This window comes from bacterium (assembly GCA_040753555.1).
Classification (GTDB): Bacteria; UBA9089; UBA9088; order UBA9088; family UBA9088; genus JBFLYE01.
Map to the genome: position 1 here is coordinate 14,223 of JBFMDZ010000005.1, position 21,142 is coordinate 35,364.

17 protein-coding genes and 1 tRNA gene are annotated in these 21,142 nt (G+C 35.5%); 8 read left to right on the forward strand and 10 right to left on the reverse strand.

What is annotated here, in order from left to right:
* From AB1630_01030 to AB1630_01045, 4 genes are all read left to right on the forward strand, one after another.
* Nucleotides 1–3,924: a PilC/PilY family type IV pilus protein gene (locus AB1630_01030; protein MEW6102394.1), complete on the forward strand. Its 3,924-nt coding sequence runs from the start codon at nucleotides 1–3 to the stop codon at nucleotides 3,922–3,924.
* Nucleotides 3,925–4,035: 111 nt separating this feature from the next.
* A complete protein-coding gene (gene nadA, locus AB1630_01035; GenBank protein ID MEW6102395.1) occupies nucleotides 4,036–5,703 on the forward strand; it encodes a quinolinate synthase NadA in 1,668 nt (555 codons plus the stop codon).
* A gap of 137 nt (nucleotides 5,704–5,840) precedes the next feature.
* The gene (locus AB1630_01040) at nucleotides 5,841–6,170 is read left to right on the forward strand and encodes a hypothetical protein (protein ID MEW6102396.1); all 330 of its coding nucleotides are present in this window, start codon (nucleotides 5,841–5,843) and stop codon (nucleotides 6,168–6,170) included.
* 1 nt (nucleotide 6,171) lies between these two features.
* Entirely contained in the window at nucleotides 6,172–8,184 is a 2,013-nt protein-coding gene (locus AB1630_01045; protein ID MEW6102397.1) for a glycosyltransferase family 9 protein, read from the forward strand.
* 238 nt (nucleotides 8,185–8,422) lie between these two features.
* Here AB1630_01045 and AB1630_01050 read toward each other — a convergent pair whose 3' ends face one another.
* The 10 genes from AB1630_01050 to AB1630_01095 all read right to left on the reverse strand — a co-directional run bounded on the left by AB1630_01050 (nucleotide 8,423) and on the right by AB1630_01095 (nucleotide 15,622).
* Nucleotides 8,423–8,683 carry a CopG family antitoxin gene (locus tag AB1630_01050; GenBank protein ID MEW6102398.1) on the reverse strand — a complete coding sequence of 87 codons (261 nt, stop codon included), beginning with the start codon at nucleotides 8,681–8,683 and terminating at the stop codon, nucleotides 8,423–8,425.
* Nucleotides 8,680–8,952, reverse strand: coding sequence for a hypothetical protein (locus AB1630_01055; protein MEW6102399.1), 273 nt, complete (start codon nucleotides 8,950–8,952; stop codon nucleotides 8,680–8,682). Before AB1630_01055 ends, AB1630_01050 begins: the two co-directional genes overlap by 4 nt.
* An 89-nt stretch (nucleotides 8,953–9,041) precedes the next feature.
* Nucleotides 9,042–10,208, reverse strand: a complete 1,167-nt coding sequence (locus tag AB1630_01060; GenBank protein ID MEW6102400.1) for a hypothetical protein — start codon at nucleotides 10,206–10,208, stop codon at nucleotides 9,042–9,044.
* The gene (locus AB1630_01065) at nucleotides 10,195–11,025 is read right to left on the reverse strand and encodes a 4Fe-4S dicluster domain-containing protein (protein MEW6102401.1); all 831 of its coding nucleotides are present in this window, start codon (nucleotides 11,023–11,025) and stop codon (nucleotides 10,195–10,197) included. Before AB1630_01065 ends, AB1630_01060 begins: the two co-directional genes overlap by 14 nt.
* On the reverse strand, nucleotides 11,022–11,588 hold the full coding sequence (locus AB1630_01070) for a cytochrome c3 family protein (GenBank protein MEW6102402.1): 567 nt from the start codon (nucleotides 11,586–11,588) through the stop codon (nucleotides 11,022–11,024). The genes AB1630_01065 and AB1630_01070 overlap by 4 nt, the downstream gene beginning before the upstream one ends.
* Before the next feature lie 345 nt (nucleotides 11,589–11,933).
* The gene (locus tag AB1630_01075) at nucleotides 11,934–12,152 is read right to left on the reverse strand and encodes a hypothetical protein (protein ID MEW6102403.1); all 219 of its coding nucleotides are present in this window, start codon (nucleotides 12,150–12,152) and stop codon (nucleotides 11,934–11,936) included.
* Nucleotides 12,145–12,669, reverse strand: a complete 525-nt coding sequence (locus AB1630_01080; GenBank protein MEW6102404.1) for a nucleotidyl transferase AbiEii/AbiGii toxin family protein — start codon at nucleotides 12,667–12,669, stop codon at nucleotides 12,145–12,147. Before AB1630_01080 ends, AB1630_01075 begins: the two co-directional genes overlap by 8 nt.
* On the reverse strand, nucleotides 12,647–14,200 hold the full coding sequence (gene cobA / locus AB1630_01085) for a uroporphyrinogen-III C-methyltransferase (GenBank protein MEW6102405.1): 1,554 nt from the start codon (nucleotides 14,198–14,200) through the stop codon (nucleotides 12,647–12,649). The genes AB1630_01080 and cobA overlap by 23 nt, the downstream gene beginning before the upstream one ends.
* A gap of 491 nt (nucleotides 14,201–14,691) precedes the next feature.
* Nucleotides 14,692–15,537 (reverse strand): prohibitin family protein, encoded by an 846-nt coding sequence (locus AB1630_01090; protein MEW6102406.1) that lies wholly within the window; start codon nucleotides 15,535–15,537, stop codon nucleotides 14,692–14,694.
* Between the two features lie 13 nt (nucleotides 15,538–15,550).
* Nucleotides 15,551–15,622, reverse strand: a tRNA-Ala gene (locus AB1630_01095).
* A 49-nt stretch (nucleotides 15,623–15,671) separates the two neighbouring features.
* Here AB1630_01095 and AB1630_01100 point away from each other — a divergent pair.
* Genes AB1630_01100 through AB1630_01115 form a run of 4 tightly spaced genes read left to right on the forward strand, consistent with a single transcriptional unit; the run spans nucleotide 15,672 to nucleotide 20,855 of the window.
* Nucleotides 15,672–16,979 carry a nucleotide sugar dehydrogenase gene (locus AB1630_01100; GenBank protein MEW6102407.1) on the forward strand — a complete coding sequence of 436 codons (1,308 nt, stop codon included), beginning with the start codon at nucleotides 15,672–15,674 and terminating at the stop codon, nucleotides 16,977–16,979.
* Nucleotides 16,976–17,977, forward strand: a complete 1,002-nt coding sequence (locus tag AB1630_01105) for an MraY family glycosyltransferase (GenBank protein ID MEW6102408.1) — start codon at nucleotides 16,976–16,978, stop codon at nucleotides 17,975–17,977. Before AB1630_01100 ends, AB1630_01105 begins: the two co-directional genes overlap by 4 nt.
* Nucleotides 17,940–19,778: a glycosyltransferase family 39 protein gene (locus AB1630_01110; protein ID MEW6102409.1), complete on the forward strand. Its 1,839-nt coding sequence runs from the start codon at nucleotides 17,940–17,942 to the stop codon at nucleotides 19,776–19,778. The genes AB1630_01105 and AB1630_01110 overlap by 38 nt, the downstream gene beginning before the upstream one ends.
* 45 nt (nucleotides 19,779–19,823) lie before the next feature.
* On the forward strand, nucleotides 19,824–20,855 hold the full coding sequence (locus tag AB1630_01115; protein MEW6102410.1) for an NAD(P)-dependent oxidoreductase: 1,032 nt from the start codon (nucleotides 19,824–19,826) through the stop codon (nucleotides 20,853–20,855).
* Nucleotides 20,856–21,142: the final 287 nt, after the last annotated feature.

Here is a 21,142-nt window from a genome sequence, read left to right on the forward strand (position 1 = left end):
ATGAAGAAAATAGCTTTGCTTTTATTGGGCTTTCTTTTCCTTCCTTTGATAGGAGAGGCGAAGGAGGGAGAATGCAAAAATCCCATCTTTCTCTCTGCATTTGAGATAGACCCAAACCTCCTTATTCTTCTTGATAACTCAGACAGTATGAATGTTATTATGCAACCAGGTACAGAGGCAGGGTATACATATTCAGAAGGACAAAAGGAAGAGTATATATATAACCCAAATATAACCTATAGTGGGATTTTTACAAGTGAATTTCACTGCAAAGAAAATGGATACTATATCCTTGGTGAAAGAACCCCCAATAATTACATAGTAGCCTATTTTGTCCAAAATGATTATACCAATGAAAATCCTCAATTTTGGGAGGGTTTATACGATAGTAATTATCTTAATTGGCTTCTTACAAAAGCAAATGTAACCCTGTGGAAAACACTTGGTGGAGCTAATTTTTATAAGGTAACCTTACAAAGGGTTAAACATCCTAATTATCCCTTAAAAACCCCTGAGATTCCAAGTTTTCTTGAAGACCTAACAGATGAAAATGGAGTCCCACTTTTAAAAGAGCCAAAGAAAAAGAATAGCAATGAATACTACTGGTTTGATAAGTATAAGGATGATTGGAGCAATTGGTATAGATATTGGTATAAAAAGCCTGCATCCAGAATGAATATAGCAAGGTATGTAATAAATGACCTCATAAGGACAGATTGGAAAAAGCTTTTTAATCTTGATGTTAAATTTCGCTATGGGTTGATGACCTTTAGAAGGTATAGCTATGATCCAGTAGTTCAAGAAGAACTCGTTTCTGGAACATGTAACAGGAAAGAGATTAAAGAAGGTTCTTATGATATAGAGAGGGGTGGAGAATTATTGGTAAAATGTGGCTCTATTTCTACTAAAGACCCTGTTGATTTAAGCCATATTGACAATATAGAAACAGCATTAAGAACAGAGGTTATCTCAGATAAATATACACCCCTTGCTGAAAGTGTTTATGAGGCAGGGATGTATTTTATAGGAAGTAAGACTATGTTTTGTGTTGGTAAGCTAGATGGTGAAAATATAAAACGTATATTGATACATGGACCTACTGAATATGGAAGTCAGAATATGGGAATACAATCCTGGTGTCAGGACAATTCAATTCTCCTTGTTACAGATGGATTTCCTACTTATGATACAGAGGTTCCTCCACTTAAGGGTAGTTATAGTGTTGGTGATATAGTTCCAAATGATTCAACGGACTTTGATTTTGACGGTGATGGAGCTGAACCACCTAAATTCCAAGAACTTGCAAAGGCAGGAACGTGGAATTCAAATGGAGTTGAATGTAATAGGCTTGGGTCAGAAACAGCAACACCCGCAGGGTGTACTAAGCAGTTTTGTAGCCACTACCTTGATGATGTTGTAAAATACCTTGGTGGAAGTAAAACAGACCTTGTGCCTGGAACTTCAACGAGTATTGCTGGACCAACAGGCGATGAACAACAGCGCATCAATACATATATTGTTGGCTTCCAGTATGATTCTCCATTCTTACAAAATGCCGCAGAGGCTGATAAATATATAAATGGTGTGTATAATAAAAACAATTATTTTGACCTAAAAGAGTCTGAAAAGAGGTATTTTTCTGCAACAAACCCAACAAATCTAAAAGAATACCTCTCTCAAATAATTGAGGATATTATCAGAAGAACATCATCCTCTGTGGCTGTTGCTGTTTCCATATCAACATCTGAATCAAGGAGTGAGGATTATGTTGTCAGGGCAAGGTTTGATCCAAAGGGATGGAGGGGTTATCTTGAGGCATTTAAGCTTCCATACTCTATGGGCTCAAAGCCTGTATGGGATGGAGGGGCAATGCTTGGAACAGAGACAGATGATCTTGATGATGATAGTTCTTTGAGGAACTTGGATGATTCTGGAAAGGATAGGAATATTTATACCTTAAATACATCCGTAAATAGCCGGATAGAGTTTAAGAAAGGTGATTTTTGGCTAAACGCTATGCTTGAAGGGACTTCTACTTTAACAGGTTCACAAACAGATGCCCTTATTTATTGGATTAGGGGTGAATATAGAACTGAAAATGGTGATATGGATCCTTGGGGCTTTCTTCCTAAAATATTTCCAAACATTCTTGATGAGAGGCCAAATGGGTGGAGGCTTTTTGATATTGTTTATTCTACACCAATTGTTTTGGGTGCTCCAAATGCCTGGTATGGAACAAATACTTGTGGAAGGGATGATTATATTGACTTTTTCAAAAATTATAAAACTAGAGAGAGAATGGCATTTGTAGGCTCTAACCTTGGTATGCTTCATGCATTTAAGTTAACAAGCAACTGTCTTAACTGGAGTTTAAAAGGAACTTGTACACAATACGAGGAACCAAATTGTGGCAAACAAAATGCTGCAAAACCATGGCTATGCGGTGGATGGGAAAAATGGGCATATATTCCATCTAACCTTCTTCCATATTTAAGAGAAAAGGCAGAGCCAAGGCATTGCCACTTTTCTGGCGTTGACCTTGGGCTTATAAAGACAGATATATTTATGAATTTTAATAAAGATTTACCAGATAGCAAAGAATGGGGAACAGTGCTTGTTGGTGGAGAGAGGGAGGGTGGAAGCTATTACTTTGCTTTGAATATTACAGATTCTAATATAATGGCAGATTTTCCAAATGCCTCAACAAAAACCATTCTTTGGGAGTATTCAAATAGGGATAAACTTGGTGATGCAATGGCATCACCTGAAATTGGGATAGTAAGAAGAGATGATGGTGCCAATTGGGTAGCATTTTTAACAACAAGCACAAACTCTACATCTGGAAAGCCCTATATTATTCCATTGGATATTGCAACAGGAAAAATGTTTGATTGGAATGGAAATAGTATAGAAGATGATGAAATTTCGGTAAAAGATGATAATATAGGGATAGAAGCAACTATTCCTTTAACATCAGCCTGCTGTATAGATGATCGTGTTACAGACAAAAAATTTGATGGCTTGGCAGATGTTGTGTATTTTGGCGATGTAAAGGGAAGGGTATGGAAAATGACAGTGGGAAGCCATACAGATAATGATGGGAAGCCTTATATCATCTTTGAAGCAAAAGATAGAGATATTGGTGGAGACCCTCAACCCATAAGCACTCCCATATCTGTTGCATTTACGGCAGATTATAAAACAATACTTTTCTTTGGAACAGGTAAATATAGCGAGAAGGAGGATATTGCATCAACCCAAACCCAAACATTTTACGCCTTGATAGATAAAGGAATAAAATATGGAGGCCCTACTATTAACAAAAATATCCAATTAGATAAATTGGAATTTGTTACACAATATAATAAGCCACCAGAATGTATAAAAGATGAGGCAGGTAATTATACATTTAGCGGCATAGCAACAAGGACAACAAAGGTAGTAAGGTCATACGGAACTGAGAGTTTAGGCTGGTATATTGACCTTAACTTTAAGGGATGTCCACCCCCTGATCGTCCAAATACCTCTGAATACCAGGTTGCAGAAAGGGTTACAGAGCCTCCACTCATATATGCTGAAATGGTATTTTTCACCTCCTTTATTCCAAATATCCTGCCTTGTAGTGCAGGTGGTGTTGGCTATATCCATGCATTAAATTATAGAACTGGCGAGGCTCCTGAAAAAGAGGTTTTGGAAAAGAAAGGACAAATAAAGGTATCTGAGACAAAATCGCTTTGGACCACCTCTGTTTATCTTGGAGAGGGTGTTCCCTCAAGGCCTGTTATTGACCCTAGGGCTAACCAACTTCTTGTTCAAATGAGTGAAAAAGGAGAAATAATGACTGTCAATATAATCCCTTACATAAATCCTATTCATATCCTCAATTGGGGTGAAGAAGGCTTTGTGCAATATAATGAAAAGTAAAGGTTTTTAGCTGTTTAAAACCATTTTTCAGCAATAAAAACTCATATCCTTCAAATTCTAACCCAACTTACACAACTTGATTTAAACCCCTTAAATTTGTATAATTTATCTATGAAATCAAGGATAAGGCTTTTAAAGATTGAGGATAAAAAAAGGGAACATCTTGACGACCTTGTGGCATCTGAGGCACCTATTACCATTAAGGCAAATGGCAAAAAAATAGCCTCCCTTCTTGCTACACCTTCACATCTTTCTGAATTAGCCTGTGGATTTTTGCTTTCTTTAGGTTTGATTGAAAAGGCTAATGATATTTTATCTATCAATAGCACAAATGGAGAGGTTAATGTATCTGGAAACATAAAGGGAGAAAGTGAGCTCATCCTTACATCTGGTTGTGGAAAAGGCTTTGTCTCCCATCCAGAAAAAATAAAGAGGATAGATTCCTCGCTTTGTCTTTCTTCTTCCTTAATTCTTAAGCTTATTCAGGAATTTCAAATGATGTCAAAAGGATTTAAGGAAACAGGAGGAATACATTCAGCAGCTATTTCTTTTTCTGATAAAATTCTTGATTTTAAGGAGGATATTGGAAGGCATAATGCCATTGATAAGGTAATAGGGGCTATATTCTTAAAAAATGAGGGATTTTCTGATAAGGCAATATTAACATCGGGAAGGATAAGCTCTGAGATTGTTATTAAGGCAATGAATGCTGGCATTCCAATAATTATTTCAAGGTCATCGCCAACAGACCTGGCTATTTCCCTTGCTGACAAAGCAGGGATAACGATGATTGGGTTTGCAAGGGGGAAGAGGATGAATGTCTATACCAATGAGTCAAGAGTCAAGAGTCAAGAGTCAAGAGTCAAAGGGAATGAAAGTCTTGCAAAGAAGATAAGGGAGCTTTGTAAGAAAAAGAATGCCATAATTCTTTCTCATAACTACCAGCCAGCAGAGGTTCAGGATGTGGCAGATTTTCTTGGTGATTCTTTGGATTTATCAAGGAGGGTAAAGGAGACAGATGCTGATATTATTGTATTTTGTGGTGTCCATTTTATGGCTGAAATAGCAAAGATTTTATCGCCAGAAAAGATGGTATTGATGCCAGATATAAATGCAGGCTGTCCATTGGCTGATATGATTAATGTAAGTGAATTGAAAAGGCTTAAAAAAGAGCATCCAAATGCACTTGTTGTCTCTTATGTCAATACATCTGCTTTAATCAAAGCAGAGACAGATTATTGTTGCACATCTGCAAATGGTGTAAATGTTATAAATTCTCTTCCAAGGGATAAAGAAATAATCTTTACGCCTGATAAATGGCTTGGAGATTATATCTTACGAAAAACAGGAAGAGACCTTATTCTTTGGAATGGCTTCTGTCCAACACACCTTAAAATCATTAAAGATGGGGTATTAAAGGTAAAGAAGGCACATCCAGATGCAGAGGTAATTGTCCATCCTGAATGCAGCCGGGATGTTGTTTCTCTTGCTGACTTTGTATATGGAACAGGCGGGATGATTAAGCATATTAAGGAGAGTAAAAACAAAGAGTTTATTATAGGAACCGAGAATGGGATAATCCATAGGCTTAAAAAGGAAAACCCAGATAAGGTATTTTATCTTGCATCAGAGCTTGCAATATGCCCAAATATGAAGCTTACAACATTAGAAAAGGTCTTATGGTCATTGGAGGATGAGGTTTATAAAATAGAGCTTGAGAAACCTGTAATGGATAAAGCAAGGAAATCCATTGAAAGGATGCTTGAAATAACTTCATAAAAGCGATAGACTCACAACCCATAACGCAACAGACGCACAACGCATTGAGTGGTATGTTATCCCAACTTTATAAATCACCTTGCAAACCCTAAAATAAATCTTTACAAAAGGCTTTAAATGGGTTATACTTAATTAGGATGAAGAAAATCTTTTTGATTTTGACAATATTGGTTTTTGGAAAAGAGGGGGTATTTGCTAAATGTCCATCCTGCCCAGAGAAAACAATAAAAAGGGAGGCTACATCGGTAAAACCAGGGAGAAAAAAGGCAACAAAGGTTTCTACCTCTGCTGAAAGGCTACAAAAGAAAACAGAGAGAGCAAAGCCACCTGTATCATCTGCAAAAGCACCATTTCCAAGCCCTGCTTCCTTTATCCTTAAAAAAGAGAGCAAGCTTGTTCTTCCCGATGGAACTGTTTTAAGGCTTATAAGACCAGAAGATTTAAAACGCGTTTCTGACCTTCCATAATGTGAAAATTCTCCTTATAAGATTAAGCTCTTTAGGAGACATTGTTTTAACATCTTCTGTTGTTTCTTCTTTAAAAAAAAGGTTTCCTAACTCAAAGATATTTTTCCTTGCAAAAAATGAATATCTTAAAATTTTAAGCCTTATTCCAGGAATAGAGGAGGCAATCCCTTTTGATAAAATATTTCCAGCAATTAAGAAAATAAGAAAGGAAAAATTTGACCTTGTTGTTGACCTTTCATCAAATCCAAGGACTTTTTTAATTTCTATTTTAAGTGGTGCAAAAAGAAAAATATTTTATAATAAGAATACCCTGAAAAGATGGCTTTTTCTTTTTCACTTTGACCTTTTTAAGGAAAAACCCCATATATCAGAAAGATATATCAAAAATCTTAAAAGTCTAGGAATAAGCTATATTAAGCCCTCCCTTACCCTTTCTGGAATAAACAAAAAAGAAATCCTTGAAAAATTTGGGATAGAGGATGGCTTGATTTGTGGAATAGCACCGGAATCCCAGCATAAAAACAAAATATGGAGCATTGATGGTTATGCAAGGCTTATAGAGAAGATAAGCAAAGAATTTAGATGCCAAATTATCCTTTTTGGCAATGAAAATGACAGGGAATTGGGTTTAAAAATAAAATCCATTTGCAAGGCTCCTATAAAAGACCTTATAGGAAAAACAGACCTTATAGAGCTTTCTTGCTTAATTGAAAGATGCTTTCTCTTTATCTCTCCTGATACAGGGCCTATGCATATTGCAGATTCACTTAATATTCCTGTTGTAGCCCTTTTTGGACCAACGACAAGGGATTTTGGCTTCTTTCCATTAAGGGGTATTGTTGTTGAAAAAAGCCTTAAGTGTAGACCTTGTAGCCTCCATGGAGGAAGTAAATGCAAGGAAGATAATAAATGTATGAAAATGATAAGCGTGGATGATGTAATGGCAGCAATTTATGCAATTCTTAATAAAAAACCATATCTTTCATACAATCCAAGTAAAATCTTACTTGTAGAAACAGCATTTCTTGGAGATTGCCTCCTTACAACACCCCTAATAAGGGGAATTTATGAGACATTTCCCCATTCTTCCCTTTCTTTTCTAGGACGGCCTATTGGATGTGAGGCTTTAGCAAATAATCCTTATATCTCTAATTTTATTCCCTATGATAAGGATAAAAAAGAAAGGGGATTGTTTGCGTATTTAAAAATTATTAAGAAAATAAAAGCAGAAAATTTTGACCTCGCCATCCTTCCACATAGGTCAGCAAGGACAACCCTTTTATCCTGGCTTTCCAATATTCCAAAAAGGATAGGATTTTCTAATACAAACCTTTCATTTCTTTTGACAGACAGGGTTTATTATAACAGAAAAATCCATGAAGCACAAAGAAAGCTCTCTTTGATAAAGGAATTTGGTGTCAATCCTGATGAAAGGGGTCTTGATATATTTATAGATGATTCTGCGAAAAGAAAGGTAGATGGTTTATTTTTAAGATGGGGAATTAAGAAGGATGACCTTTTGATAGGATTTCTTCCCTTTTCTCATTGGCAAACAAAGAGATTGCCTCCAGAAAGCTTTGCCAAGATTATAGATGCTATGCATCAATATAAAGCAAAGGCAATTATCTTTGGGGATTCAAATGATCTAAATGAAGCCTATAAAATCCAGGCAATGGCAAGAAATAAACCTATTATTGCCTGTGGAAAAATAAGCCTTTTAGAGCTTCCTGCATTTTTTGAAAGGTGTTCTCTAATAATTGGGAATGATACAGGAACAATCCACATAGCCTATGGTTTAAATAAAAAAACAATAGTCATTTTTGGCCCTACAACAGTTGAGATGGGTTTTGGTCCTTATAAAACAAGCTCTACCATAATTGTTGAAAAGCCCATTTCTTGCCGACCCTGTAGCCCACATGGACCCCAAAAATGCCCAAAGGGACATTTTAATTGTATGAAGCTAATTACAATGGATGATATTCTCCTTCCTGCTATAAAGATGCTTATGACTTAATTATCCTAAAGTCATCTTAATGGATTTAACGAAAAATTGGGAAATTCTGTTTTTATAGGTGGAAAAGATTATTTGTTAATGTATTTCCAAAATAGGGTAAAGGAGATTAGAAATCCAATGATAATAAGGTATTCAATCCCCTTTGTGGCATAAATATCTACAAAGCTATTCATTTTCTCTTAAAACTGGCATCCTGTTAACAATCTAGCGAAATGCCCAAACAAAATACATTTTTTGATTAGTCCACAACAGCTTCATGGATGTGTTCAATCAAAAGAACATTTATCATTGTTTCAATTGATATCCTTTGGATATGGGCACGGCGTATAAGTTCGTCCGCAATTTCAGGCAAGATAGCAACACGAATTGCTCGTTTGTTAGGTGTCTCAAACCTAAACCATTCCCCATTATCTTCCATAAAACAAGAGGTATCAAGATTGTCCCAAAATGCTGCTTCCTCTTCGTAAGTTTTGAATTTTGGTATTTGTAACTTATTCATTTTCTTAGTTTCCTATAATTTCGCTTTTCATTATCAGACATATCCCTAGCTGTGATAGGCTTATACACCGTCTTTCCAACTTGCTCCAAAACGACAAATAAGTATCTACCTTCTGCCGTCTGGCCATAGAGACGATAGCGATTACGACCCTCACAATGAGCCAGATGCAACAAGTCTTCACATACTTCCCACACTTCATAAGGTTTAACATTATGCCTGGCAATATGCTTGATGCGGTAATCATCCCACTCCAAATTACTAATATACATAAGCCCTCTTTACAATATAAGCACCCCATTCCTTAATAAAGATATTTTAATATCAATATTTTTTAAAAGTCAATGATTTAGTCTGCTTTTTATTCGTGTTCATTTGTGGTTTTTTCTTCCCACTTGTGTTCTCTTAAGACAGGCATTCTATTGACAATCCAGCGAAAAACCCATATTTGTGTAAGAATTATTGTAAGGCTAATTACAAATTCCATCCATGAAGGAAGATGTTTGGGCAAATACCATTTAAAGGCTATCATTGTAACATTTAGCCTGTTTAGAATAACCCCGATTACGGTAATAAAAGCGGCAACCTTAATCAAACCAATCCCTTTTCTCCTTACGCCTTCGGTGAACATAACCATTGGAACAAGAACAAGCCCTATTAGTTCAACCAGATATAAATATCCCATTGGGCTTTGAAAATATTGCCAGTGCCTTGAATGGGCAATATCTATAAGCTTTAATGCAAAATAGACAAACATAGAAACCGCCGCAGGTTTTCCTAAACCTACAACAATATCCCCATCTTGTTTAAAAATTGAGCTTATAATAATTGTCATTGATAACCCTGAAAATATACTTGAGATAAAGAAAAAGATGCATATATTGGTATACCACAAGGGATGAAGCTTATTTGGACAAAGTAAAAATAAAGCTCCCAGACCTGATTGGTGAAGGGTTGAAAGGGTAATTCCAAAAACCACAGCGCCAATGGCTAATCTGCCGAGGAATTTTCTTAATCTTCTATAGCCTAGCCACTCAGCCGCTGCGGGTGAAAATTCAATAAAAAGGGCAACGATATAGAGGAAAAAATGCCAGGCAACCAAAAAGAGAACCGAACTTACTCCAAAGGAATTGCCAATCATTGGATTTATAATATTCCAGGGTCTTCCTAAATCAAGCATAAGGGCGCCAGCATAGAATAAATATCCCAGAAGGGCTGTAAGAATGGCAGGCCTTGCCACAGGATGGTATTTCTTTAAACCCAGAATATAGACCATAAAGGCAATAACATACCCTCCACCTGCCAAGGCAACCCCGGTGATCACATTAAACCCAATCAGCAATCCCCAAGGAAAATCCTGTGAGCCTTCATCTGAAATTGCTCCTAATCCATTGGTAAAGCGATAGATTATTAAGGCAATGCCAAGAAGGATTATGGGCGTGGTAATGATATTAAATGGTGTAAGTAGCCTTCCCTTTGGCTTTAGCTCAGAAATAAAAAATAAAATAAACCTTTTAATCTCCTTCATCTTCTTTCTTTAAAGCCTTATGTAAGCCAACAAGAAATGAGGGCCAGACCAAGAATATTAAGGCAACGCTGTATAAAAACTCCTTTGTATATTCAGGGTATGGCGTTGTTCCAATATTTGCACCAAAGCCTAATTTTTGAAAGGGAACGCTTGCAAGATAAAGCCAGCCTGTTCCTCCTGCCTCATCTTCACCATAGATATGATGGACATATTTTTCGGGATTTTTGTATATCCTCGTCCTTGCAATTTCAATAAGCTCCCTCCTTGTTCCAAATATAAGTGCCTCCATAGGACAGGCATCTACACAGCCAGGCTTTTCCCCTTTTTTAAGCCTTTCAAAACAAAATTCACATTTTCTTATCTTAGGATTTAGGCTGTTGTACTCAAGCTTTGGAATATCAAATGGGCAAGCAATCATACAATAGCGGCAACCCAGACATTTATTACCCCGCCAGATAACTGGTCCTTCTTCTGTCTTATGCATTGCCTTAACCAGACAGGCAGAGGCACAGGCTGGCTGATTGCAATGCATACATTGCTTTTTGACAAATATCTCTTTGTTATCAATTTTGAATTTATTGACCACCGTAAAGGCATCAATACTTGTCTCTCTTGGCTTGTCATCTCCTAAATTTGGTGCTGGAAGATGGTTTACTTCTGCACAAGCCTTCTCGCAAGAACTGCAGCCAATGCAGAGGGTTGTATCCACCAGCATTCCATAAAATTCTTTTGTTTCCGAGGGATAAACCGAGCCTTTAATCCCCACCAATCCACCTAATCCTATAGCCCCTGTTTTTAAAAATTCCCTTCTATTCATTCCTTTCTCCTTTGTTGTCTGATATTATGGCAATCCCTGCATTCAACAGGCCCCTTCATTACCTTATGGCATAGGATACATTGTTGATGATATGCCCCTTTAAGTTTGGGGATATTTAATTCTTCTGGTTTTAAATGGCAATTTTTGCAAGATTGTGGTATATCCTTATGGTGGCACTTGCTACAACTAATCTCTATATGCCTTTTATGAGAAAATGTAATGCTACCTATTACAATATCAGCCATTTCAATTGGTTTTTCCTTTTTCTTTATATGGCAAGCACCACAGGAGGTAACAATATTTTCTTTTTTGTGGCAGTCTAAACATTGTTTAAGGTGTGCCTCTTTTGGTTTTAAAATATTTCCGATTTTGCCGTGACAAATATTGCAAGCCTGGGGGTTTTGGTAATCTAAGTGGTGGCATTTTTGGCAATTTCCTATTTTTTCTATATGCCTTTTGTGGGAAAATGAAACCTTTCCAACCCTTATTCTATCAGGAATCCCTGCAACAAATGCAACTATAGGAAAGAGAAAGAGAAAAACCTTAAAAACTTTAGTAAACATAATGATTATTATCTTTACATTCCATTTCTATCCAGAAGAACATTTTAAACATAAATATATTTTATCTAAAACCTTTTTGTCAATTTTTATTTTCTTAATTCCAAAAATGCTTGATGCTGCTTATTTTCTGATAATAATTATGTTAACTTATTCTTATTTCTTCTTATTATCCTTTGTTGCTTTACAAAGGCAAAGGAAGATAAGCTATATATAAATTGCCACACAAATAGCAATATTGTTAAACCATTCATACTATAACCTTTATCCCTCTTGTCCTTTTTATCCCTGTCCATATCTATCTAACTACCTTTGGAAAAACACCCTTAAGCCATCTAAAGGCTATGTTCACTGGCTATGAGGAAGAGTAGATTTTTCTGGCAAAATATATACAGGGGTTTTAAAAATTTTAGCACTATTGAGTTCGTGTTTATGGGGTTTAATTTCATCTAATAAATCAAAATACTCATCAAGAGAACGCTGTTTCTTGTCTTTGTTAAATAGATTTTTTTTAGAGGCTTTATTGTCCCATTGAAAAATAAGGCTGTTAATTTTTGCTTTATTCATTTATAATTTCATCATAATACCTTTCAAGTCCATATTTCTTAAAAAGTCTTTGCAAGGCATTTTTTTTAAAATTTGTAAGATGGAATATCTCCTTAATATCGGCAAGCTCTTTATATTTTCTAGGAGGGTCATTCTGAATTGCAAAGAGCTTTAGACTAATTAAGTGTTCAGGGCTAACTACTGGAATTTCAAGATTTTCAAGAATAAGTTTTTTCTTTGTGGATTGGAAAATAGTATTGGCTGTTTCGCCACCTACATAAACCACATCTATCCTTACTTGTCCAAGGGGATGTAGGTGATTGGAAAAACCCTCTGAACGGTTTAATGTTTCAAAGCCAATTTTCTCAAGATACTCAACAATCATTTTCTGGTATTCAACCCTCGTAATGAAATCAATATCTTTTGTTGCCCTAGTATATCCATAAGCATAGAGGCCGAATGCTCCGATAACTGCATAATCAAAATTTTCCTGTTCAAAAAAATTTGTTAATAACTTAAATTGTTCTTTTATGCTCATTTTTATAATACCCGCATATTGCATCAACAAGACCCTCATCTGTAAAGGTAGAGGCAACAATATCTACTGAAATTCCATTATCCATTAAAGCCTTGCTGGTTATAGGTCCTATGCTTGCAATTTTAGCATCAAAGATTCCTATTAGCTTAAGGAAGGAAGAAACACAGGATGGGCTTGTAAAGCAGATTGCATCTATTTCGTTGTTTTGGATGATGCTTTTTATAGGATTTGGGTCTTTTTCTGTTGGTTTTGCCTCATATAATATAAGTGTATTAACACTTGCGCCATTCCTGGAAATCCCTGAGATAAGAATATCCCGTCCTTCTTTTGACCTTATAACAAGAACCTTTTTATCCTTAATTCCTTCCTTTAAAAGCATATCAAGTAATGCTTCTTGTTGATATGTCTCTGGCATAATATCTACCTTAATTTTAAGCCTTGCTATCTCATCCCTTGTCTTCTCTCCAATTGCAGCAATCTTTGGCCCATAAAAACCCCTTATATCATCTAATTTTTCAAAAAAAAGCCTGACGCCATTGGTTGATGTAAAGACAAGCCAATCGTAGCTATTTATTTTTTCCAGGATATAAGGAAGGGCAGGGTCATTATAAGGAACAATGGATATTATGGGAAATTTTATAACCTCTGCACCTTTATCAAAAAGGATTTTGGAAAGATTATCTATCTGGCCTTCTGGTCTTAATACAAGAATTTTCTTTCCAAACAAAGGCTTTTTTTCAAACCATGCCATCTTTTCTCTCAATTTAACAACATCGCCGATTACAATAACGCCTGGGGGCGTAATATTATTTTCAGAAACAAGCCTTCCTATTTCCTGCAATTCTCCTGTTATTGTTTGCTGATATGGAAGAGAGCCCCATCTTATAACAGAGGTTGGTGTTTTTGGGTCTTTTCCTGCCTCTATAAGGGCTTTTGTAATCTCGGTAATCCTTTCAATGCCCATAAGAATAATAAGGGTTCCCTGTCCTTTTGCAAGTTCCTTCCAGCTAATTTTGTCGTCATCTTTTCTATGTCCTGTTATTATTGTTAAGGAAGAGGCATAATCCCTGTGGGTTATTGAAATCCCAGCATAAAGAGGGCAGGCAAGGGATGATGATATGCCAGAGATTATCTCAACATCAATCCCTTTTTCCATAAGATATAATGCCTCCTCTCCTCCCCGACCAAAGAGAAATGGGTCTCCTCCCTTAAGCCTTGCAATAATCTGTCCATCGCTTGCAAGGTTATAAATCAGGCTATTTATCTCATCCTGCTCCATAATATGGGACGCACCCATTTTCCCAACGCACAAAAGGTTTTTATTATCTGGCAAGGTCTCAATTATCTCTTCTGAAACAAGGCAATCATATAGAATTATATCGCATTTAGCAATTGCATCCTTTGCCTTTATGGTAAGAAGCCCCGGGTCTCCTGGCCCTGCTCCTATAAGATATACCTTGCCATTACCCATATAGACAATTTTACAACAAGTTATATTAAAAAGCAATTGGTTTTCCCAAATATCTGACAAAAAATCCGTATGTGTTTAGCTCCCTAATATGTGTTGAGCTTCCTTTATGCTAAAGAGCCAGAAACGAATTGTTTAATTGTAAATTTTAAATTGTAAATTTTAAATTGCAAATTTTTTCTTAATTAAAAATCTACCTCAATTTCTCTTTCATTGGACAATTTGCAATCTAGCCTTTGCAATTTACTTGGAGGCCAAAAGATATTAAAACCCTCTGAACTAGACAGCTATCAACAAGAGGTTTTTGATCTCTTGGGTCTTCTCAGCCCCAACCCAATGGCTACTAAAGGAGAAGGGATAATTATGAACTTACCTTTGAAAAACCCCAAAACCAAATATGGGATATTTATCCCTTTGAAGATCAGGAAGGGGAATAATCAAGAGAAAAAGGAAGATAAAATTTATAAAAATTGGCTTTTATGAAAGGTTTTTGATATAATATATTCTATCATAAGATAATCCGACGCAAAGGTAGCGAAATATAGGAACTTAAACTATTGAAGGCTTTTTACATCAATAAATGGTAGGACACCACCTGTAATCTGAGGCATTCTTCCATCCCATTTTTCTATAGCCTTTAAATTTGCCTCTATTTGCCTTAATCTTATAAGGTCATCTGTAATGTTTTCCCTTTTGAGCCTCAAAGCCTCTGCCTCTGCCTTTGCTTGTGCTACTTGCTGCTCTGCCTCTATCTTTATCCTTTCAAGGTCTCTTTGTGCCTTTAAAGCCAATTGCTCAGCTGTTTGCTTTGACTCAATAGCCTCTGTAAATTGCTGGGAGAACATAAAATTAACAATGGAAAGCTCATCAACAATAATATTATAGGGTAGTAATTTTTGCTTCAACAGCTCCTTTATTTCTCCTCCTACCTTTTCCCTCTCTGTAATAAGCTCAACAGCCGTATACTTTGCGGTAATAGCCTTTACACCCTCCTGAATTGCCGGGTCTATCATTTTTTCCTTAAACTCAGTGCCGATAGTCTTATAAACCTTCCATGCACTATCAGGAAGGATATGATAATTAAGGGCAATAGTAGAGTGTGTTTGCTGGAGGTCAGCTGATGCTGCTGCTGCATCTGTCTGTTCCTTATTAACCCTAACATCCATTTGGATTACCCTTTGCATAATCGGGATTCTAAAATGTAATCCCTCATCTAAAACCTTTTCGGAAACAGCCCCAAAATTTAGAATAACCCCCCTTTTTCCTGCATCAACAATAACAATTGGGTTAAATATAGGGAAGAATATCAAAAACAAAAATATAAGCCCTATTATTATTGCAATTCCCTTAAATTTATCTACCCCCCTTTTAATTTTAGCCTCATAAACATCTTCCTTCATTTTTTCCTCCTTATGGAGACGATGGGAATCGAACCCACAACCTCTTCCACGCCAAGGAAGCATTCTCCCGTTGAACTACGTCCCCAACCTTGCATATTTCATTTCTTAAATATTATAATATTTAGCAATGAAAAATGGAAGGGCTAAAAAATAAAATAAAGAAAAAGAAAGCAAAAATTGGCGTTATTGGGCTTGGTTATGTTGGCCTTCCCTTGGCAGCTGAATTTGCTCAATCTGGATTTAATGTTTCTGGATTTGAGCTTGATAGGAATAAGATTGAGAAGATAAATAAGGGTATTTCATATATCCCTGATATTAAAACAGATGATATTGCATCTTTGGTCAAAGAAAAGAGGCTTTCTGCAACAGCTGATTTTTCTTGTCTTTCTATGATGGATGTAATCTTTATCTGCGTTCCAACACCATTTACAAAGGCAAAGGCACCAGATATTTCTTATATTATTGCCGCAACAAATTCTATAAAAGAAAGCCTAAAAAAAGGACAGCTTATAATCCTTCAATCAACAACATACCCAGGGACAACAGAGGAGGTTGTTGTTCCAATTCTTGAGGAAACAGGTTTTAAGGCAGACATTGACTTCTTTGTAGCATTTTCTCCAGAGAGGATTGACCCTGGGAATAAAACCTGGACAATAAAAAATACACCAAAGGTTGTTGGAGGTTTAACAGAAAAATCCACTGAGATTGCTTGCTTTTTGTTCTCCCAGATAATATCAGAGGCAAATGTTCATCCTGTATCTTCCCCAAAATCAGCAGAGCTATGCAAATTGCTGGAAAATACATTCAGGGCTGTAAATATTGCATTAGTAAATGAGCTTACCCTTTTATGCAGAAGGATGGGTATTGATGTCTGGGAGGTTATCAATGCGGCATCCACAAAGCCATTTGGATTTATGAAATTTTCTCCAGGGCCTGGTGTGGGTGGACATTGTATCCCCGTTGACCCATTTTATCTCTCCTGGAAAGCAAGGGAATTTGATTTTTCAACAAAATTTATTGAGCTAGCAGCAGAGATAAACCTTATGATGCCAAGGTATGTTGTATCCCTTATTGCCTCTGCTTTAAATCAAAAGAAAAAGCCTATGAATGGCTCAAAAATTCTTGTTCTTGGTGCGGCATTTAAAAAGGATATAGATGATTACCGAAATTCTCCATCTGAATTTATTATGGAGCTTTTACTTGATGAAGATGTATCCCTTTTTTACAATGACCCCTATATTCCATCTATTACAGTAAAAAATAAAGCCTTTACCTCAACAGAGGTATCAAAAGAGACCTTAAAAGATATGGATTGCGTTGTTATTGCAACAGACCATTCTTCTTATAATTATAAAGATATTGTCCAATCGGCAGACCTTGTTATAGATACAAGGAATGCAACAAATGGTATAGAAAATAAAGAAAAGATCATAAGGTTATGACCTTCTCAATTTATCTTTGGATATTTCTTGCCTCTCTCTTTGGTGCTTTAATTGGAACGCCAATAATTAGAAAGATTGCTTTAAAGTTTAATATTGTTGATCTTCCATCTGGAAGAAAGATACATTTAGAACCTATTCCCTTACTCGGCGGCTTTGTAATTGCAATTGTCTTTCTTCTTGTTTTTTCTTTATTTTCAAAACCATCGGGCGAGATAATTGCTGTAATTCTTTCTTCCATTTTAATTATCCTTGTTGGGCTTATAGATGATATAAGAGGTTTTCCTCCATTTTTAAAGCTTTCTTTCCAAATACTGGCAACATGGCTTATAATAATCTTCGGAACAAGCATATCCTTTACAAACAATCCAAATATTGATATTCCCTTTACATTTTTATGGGTTGTTGGGATTACAAATGCCTTTAATCTATTGGATAATATGGATGGCTTATCTGTTGGGATAGCAGGGATTGCATCTTTCTTCTTCTTTGTTCTTTCTGCAATAGGGGGTCAATATCTGGTAGGCTCTTTATCCATTGCCCTTTGTGGATCCTGCCTTGGGTTTTTAAGGTATAATTTCAAGCCTGCAAAAATCTTTATGGGAGATACAGGCTCTATGTTTATTGGCTTTATCTTAAGCATTATTGGAATAAAGCTAAGATTTTCTGATGATATTTCCTTTAGCTGGATTATTCCCATTATTATTTTAGGCATTCCCATATTTGATACAACCCTTGTTACAATATCAAGGATGATGAGAAAGGCTAAGGTAAGCGAAGCAGCGAAAGACCATACCTCGCATAGGTTGGTAGCCTTTGGATTAACACACATAAAGGCTGTTTTGTTGCTTTATACAATTGGCATAATTCTAGGTCTATTATCTATCCTTCTTGCTAATTTTAGAATTGGATATTTTATAATCCCTGTTTTTATTATCTTTTTCATAGGAGGGATTATCTTCTTTGAAACAAAAGAGAAAGAAAGTTTTAAACAAGCCTAAAAAGGCATCAAAACCATTAAAGAAGGAATGGATTTTTGTTGTTTTTTTTCTCTTTCTTGGCACTGCTTTTAGAATTATTCATCTGCAAAGTATTGAAAAGAATGATCCAACATTCTATAACCTTCCCTATGGAACCGATATGGTTACTTATGATAATTATGCAAAAAATATCCTTCAAGGAAAGCATCCCGTTCCTTTCTTTTATAACCCATTATATCCATATTTCCTTTCTATAATCTATTTATTCTTTGGACCAGACCTTTATATAGCAAGGCTTATCCAAATGATCATTGGTGTTTTGACATTATTCTTTATCTTCCTTGTAGGAGACAGGGTCTTTGGAAGAAAGGCCGCTATTATTTCTCTTGGCCTAGCCTCTTTTTATGATATGTTTATTCTACATGAAAGCCTTCTTCTCCTTGAGACATTAGCAGGTTTTTTAAATATAATATCCTTATTTTTTCTTCTTAAAATAGAAAAAGAACCCTGTTTTAAAAATATATTTCTTTCTGGTCTTTTCTTGGGATTATCAACCATTTCAAGGGCAAATATTTTGCTTTTTTTACCCTTTATCTTTCTATGGATGATTTTTGTTTTAAAGAAAAAAGCTATTTTGAGCTTTTCTTTACTTTCTCTATTTACCCTTCTTTTTATTTCGCCTGTAACTATAGCAAATTATTGTGCATCGGGTAAATTCCTCTTAGTCTCAGGCAATGGTCCTATAAACCTTTGGGTTGGAAATAACGAAAGGGCTGATGGAACATATGCCCAACCACCATTTTCTCCAAAGCTAGAAAAAAGGATAAAAGAGATAGGAGATAAAGCACTTATAGAGGATGTTATAAGATTTATTAAGGAAAAACCAAAGATGTTTATAAACCTTACTATTCGTAAATTCTTTTTATTCTGGGGTGCATTTGAGATTGCAAACAATATGAACTATGAGCAAATGAAAAGCTGGTCATCTATTATGAAACTTCCATTTTTTATAGGCTTTGGAACAATTGGACCATTGGCTTTATTTGGAATATTCTTGTCATTAAGAAAAAGGGAATGCCTTCTCCTTAACTTATATATTCTCTCTTTTACAATCTCTACCATAATATTTTCAATCATGGCTAGGCATAAAATTGTTTTTCTTCCCTCGCTTATTATTTTTTCTTCTTTTTCTATTCTTTGGTTTTACGAGAAAATTTTAAAAATGGATTATAAAAAAATCTTGCTTTTATTCCCAGTTTTTCTTTTTTCTTTTCTTCTTGTCTGGAATAAAGAGGTTTATTCCTCCTTTTTTCCATTTATCCATCCAGAGGGCATTCACATTCAAGAAAAGGGTTATACTATAATTAAGGATGCAAGCAATGATTGGAGGGGAGGAAATGCTGTTATCTTTTCTGATAAGGAGGCTATAAAAAAAGAGATTATTATTACAGAAGACCTCTCTTTATACAAAGAAGCAGAAATAGGTTTTAAGTATTGCCTTGATGAATTTCCAGGCATCTTAACCATTAAAATCAATGATAGCTTCTCTCTTCCTCTAAGATTGGGTATGTCAACACAAGGTCTGGTTAAGGGTTTTGGCTTTTCAATCCCAATAAAATCATTAAAAAAGGGGAAGAATTCCATTATTTTAAGTGTAGATGGAAAATCACATTTTGGGCTTCTTTATGATACAACATACACATTTAAAAGGTCTTATGAATTTAAGGATAATAATTTTAGAAAGATAAAGCAGGGTGAATTTATGCTCTGGCTTTTACTTAAACAACATAAAGAAAAAAACGCAATTACTCAAGTAAAATAAATTTGCTTTTATGTTCATAAAATTGCTATAATCTTTAAAAAGATTATGAATCTCATTATAACAGGTGGAGCAGGTTTTTTAGGATACCATTTATGTAATAAGCTCTCTGATAAATATGAGGAAATTCTCATCATAGATATTGCACCAATAGACCCTTCTGAATATCCAAAAAATGTTAGGTATTTCAATGCTGATGTTAGAAACCTTTCTCTATTAAAGAAGCTTTTTACAAAAGATTCCCTTGTTATTCATAGTGCTTCTGCTTTGCCATTATGGAAAGAGAAGGATATTCTTACAACAACCATTGATGGAACAAAAAATGTCCTTATCGCCGCTATGGAGAATGGAATAAATAGAGTGATCTATATCTCCTCAACCGCTGTATATGGAGCGCCAGAAAAACATCCAATATACGAAGATGACTTACTTGTTGGCATAGGTCCATACGCTATTTCAAAGATAGAGGCAGAGAGGATATGTGAAGAATATAGGAAAAAGGGGCTATGCGTGCCTATTGTTCGTCCAAAGACATTTATTGGAGAGGCTAGATTGGGCATATTCCAGATTCTATATGACTGGATAAACTCTGGAAAGAAAATTCCTGTTATAGGAGATGGAAACAATAGATATCAACTCCTTGATGTAGAAGACCTTGTTGACGCAATAAACCTCCTTTTGACATTAGAAGAAAACAAGGCAAATGATACCTTTAATGTAGGAGCAAAGGAATTTAAAACAGTAAAAGAAGACCTGTCTGCTTTATGTGATTTTGCTAAAAGCAAAGCATCTGTTATGAAAACACCAGCGCGATTGATAAAATCTCTCCTTCAATTATTCTGGATTTTTAAACTCTCTCCAATCTATAAATGGGTCTATGAAACAGCAGATAAGGATTCCTTTGTCTCTATTGAAAAAATAGAGAAACTTGGCTGGTTGCCAAAGTATAGCAATAGCGATGCTTTAATAAGGTCATACAAATGGTATCTCAAGCATTGCGATGAAATCCCGAAATCTGGGATTACTCATAGAGTTAGGTGGAAACAAGGAATATTGAAGCTTTTTAAAAGGTTTTTATAAAAAACAGGTATCTACTTAGGTTATAACAAGTTTTTATGTTAGGCATAAACTGAGCAAGATTTGGTTAAAAAAGATGAGTATACTGAAATAAAACCTTAAATCCCAAAATTTTATAACTATGTATTGTTTAACAAACAGGAATATCAATATCAAAACCAGCGTATGTGTTGAGCTTCCCTAATATGTGTTGAGCTTCCTTTATGCTAAAGAGCCAGAAATCGCTTTGTTTAATTGTAAATTTTAAATTGTTTAGCAAAGCTAAACACGTACATAAATTTTAAAAATCC

Bases quoted from the DNA above. Each gene is read 5' to 3' on its own strand.
- AB1630_01030 (MEW6102394.1), top strand. From the start codon at position 1: ATGAAGAAAATAGCTTTGCTTTTATTGGGCTTTCTTTTCCTTCCTTTG.
- nadA (MEW6102395.1), top strand. From the start codon at position 4,036: ATGAAATCAAGGATAAGGCTTTTAAAGATTGAGGATAAAAAAAGGGAA.
- AB1630_01040 (MEW6102396.1), top strand. From the start codon at position 5,841: ATGAAGAAAATCTTTTTGATTTTGACAATATTGGTTTTTGGAAAAGAG.
- AB1630_01050 (MEW6102398.1), bottom strand. From the start codon at position 8,683: ATGAATAAGTTACAAATACCAAAATTCAAAACTTACGAAGAGGAAGCA.
- AB1630_01055 (MEW6102399.1), bottom strand. From the start codon at position 8,952: ATGTATATTAGTAATTTGGAGTGGGATGATTACCGCATCAAGCATATT.
- AB1630_01060 (MEW6102400.1), bottom strand. From the start codon at position 10,208: ATGAAGGAGATTAAAAGGTTTATTTTATTTTTTATTTCTGAGCTAAAG.
- AB1630_01065 (MEW6102401.1), bottom strand. From the start codon at position 11,025: ATGAATAGAAGGGAATTTTTAAAAACAGGGGCTATAGGATTAGGTGGA.
- AB1630_01070 (MEW6102402.1), bottom strand. From the start codon at position 11,588: ATGTTTACTAAAGTTTTTAAGGTTTTTCTCTTTCTCTTTCCTATAGTT.
- AB1630_01075 (MEW6102403.1), bottom strand. From the start codon at position 12,152: ATGAATAAAGCAAAAATTAACAGCCTTATTTTTCAATGGGACAATAAA.
- AB1630_01080 (MEW6102404.1), bottom strand. From the start codon at position 12,669: ATGAGCATAAAAGAACAATTTAAGTTATTAACAAATTTTTTTGAACAG.
- AB1630_01090 (MEW6102406.1), bottom strand. From the start codon at position 15,537: ATGAAGGAAGATGTTTATGAGGCTAAAATTAAAAGGGGGGTAGATAAA.
- AB1630_01100 (MEW6102407.1), top strand. From the start codon at position 15,672: ATGGAAGGGCTAAAAAATAAAATAAAGAAAAAGAAAGCAAAAATTGGC.
- AB1630_01105 (MEW6102408.1), top strand. From the start codon at position 16,976: ATGACCTTCTCAATTTATCTTTGGATATTTCTTGCCTCTCTCTTTGGT.
- AB1630_01115 (MEW6102410.1), top strand. From the start codon at position 19,824: ATGAATCTCATTATAACAGGTGGAGCAGGTTTTTTAGGATACCATTTA.